A 2077-nucleotide genomic window follows, 5' to 3' on the forward strand; every position below is an offset into this window, starting at 1 on the left:
TAGCTTTGTCGATGAACTTAACCAAATTGTAAGGCTCGACATGTCGCAGCTCTGCGCGTACGTTCATCAGAATTTCTCCTAGGTGGTTCAAACCTTTACCGTCTCCCCCATCTCCCCAAAATGCGTCCTTGTGCGAATGCTCAGTAAGGCAAGCATTGCCCGTGCGCATCAGTTTCTGAGCAAGTTTCGGGTTTTGGAGGAATTTTTCTCGCACAATGAACGCCATGACTGAGAGCTTCATGTTGTCCCAATCGCTGCGAACGAGATGCTCGTACTGACGGCTTAACGCGAACGCTTCATCCGGCGATTGGGCATGCTGAATTTTGGTTTGCAGTTGGGCATCAACAAATTTCTGAGCTTGATAGTAGTGTTCGCTGGTGGGCCAAGATTGGGAAGATATTTCGACGGGGGCATGACAGAAGTTGGAGAGGAAGCCGTGCGGCTCATCGGGCTCGTAGAAAAGGATCTGATCAACCATATTCGCGCTCCTGCTTAGATGATATGGATAGTCAACAAAAGGCATATCCTACTGATATATCTTTTAGTAACGCCTCTACCATTTGTCAAACCATAGTAAGCAAGCAAAGTGACTTCAGACTGAATAAAAATAAGGTTGGAGAACAAATAAAACGAGCAAGAAACTTCGGTTAAATGATGGGGTTAGCAAATAAAAAGGTTCATCGCGGCTTTCCGGGGAAAGCCGCTTTTATCTTCAAGAAGAAGTAATCAGTATCTCGATAGCCATATCCCATCCGCTTGATTAACTTTATCTTGTTATTTATCCCTTCAAGCGTACAGGTATTCAGCGGATAGCTTGCTGCAGCAGTGATACCATGAAGGTATGGACGGAGCTTTCGAGCGAACTCTTTAAGTGGCTTAATTCCACTCTCATTCACTTGCTCCCACCATACCAGCCATAGGTTTTTAGCCTGAAGTTCTGATCCACAACGCCACAGTTCCTTTAATTGCGCACCCAGTAAGTAGGTTGTCATCAAGTCCTGATTCATATTCAATATTTCAGTGAGGTAGCTTTCCTGTTGTGTATTTAAATTATCCCTATTTTTCAATAACACCCAGCGCGAACGCTTGACCCATTGCCTTGCTTTTTTATCTTGTTTTAGCTTATTGGCTTGGTCGACTCTGACTCTATCCATCACTTCACGACCAAACTTAGCAACGACGTGGAACAAGTCGTAAACGATGCGAGCATTTGGGCAATGCTCTTGGACTTCAAGGTCAAAAGCCGTATTCATATCCATTGCTACAGCTTCGATATTTTTACCATGCTCACCTAGCTGTTCAAAGAACGGTCGAATATCCTTGCGGCTACGACCTAGTCCTATCCAGATAACTTGATGGCTTTTCGCGTCAGCAATGACCGTCGCATAGCGGTGCCCTTTAAAAATAGCGAACTCGTCCATGACGAGTTGCCTTAATTCACCCCATTTAACTTGCGGCACTACTTGTTGAAGCCGACGCTTATCTATCTCTTTGATTGTTTGCCAATGAACGCCTGTCACTTGGGCTATATGTTTAATTGGTAGCAGAGGTAACAACTGTTCTATATAGCTTCGTAGGCGTTTAGTGATACGAGCATAAGGTTCCAACCAAGATAGCCGCTCTGTTTTAATGCCGCAGTTACTGCACTTGATGCGTCGGGTTTGAATGGACAGTTCAACGGGAGCTCCTAACAGTGTAGCTTCCTTCACGTTACGCCACTGATACTCATGTATGGCTTGAGCTTTAAGCCCGCACGGACACTTAGCGATAGAATTAGGTTTGAGAGTGAGCTTTATTAATGACGCAGTCTGATGAGACTTTACTATATGAAAGCCTTCCCAGAATGAAGATAGGAAAGTATGATTCGACATGAAAACGGTAGTTTGTGTAGGTTTTGTTTGGCGATAAAACTCTATCACTTACTACCGTTTTTGTTTTTAGTTCCCGCTTATCCGCGATGAACCAATAAAAAAGGCCGCCGAAGCGACCTTTCTCAGAGAAGTATTAATTACTTCACACGACCTACGTATTCACCAGTACGAGTGTCAACTTTGATCACTTCGCCAATTGCGATGAA

Annotated in this window: 2 protein-coding genes and 1 pseudogene; all 3 read right to left on the reverse strand. The window is 44.3% G+C overall.

What is annotated here, in order from left to right; all coding sequences use genetic code 11:
* Positions 1–523: NADAR family protein (locus R7070_RS24555; RefSeq protein WP_411912993.1), on the reverse strand; the 523-nt coding region annotated here is incomplete at its 3' end.
* A 154-nt stretch (positions 524–677) separates the two neighbouring features.
* Positions 678–1871 (reverse strand): ISL3 family transposase, encoded by a 1194-nt coding sequence (locus R7070_RS24560; RefSeq protein ID WP_318141330.1) that lies wholly within the window; start codon positions 1869–1871, stop codon positions 678–680.
* A gap of 137 nt (positions 1872–2008) precedes the next feature.
* A pseudogene (locus R7070_RS24565) lies at positions 2009–2077 on the reverse strand (elongation factor P); the annotation flags it as partial.

The organism is Vibrio sp. 1557, from assembly GCF_033340175.1.
Taxonomy (GTDB): domain Bacteria; phylum Pseudomonadota; class Gammaproteobacteria; order Enterobacterales; family Vibrionaceae; genus Vibrio; species Vibrio alginolyticus.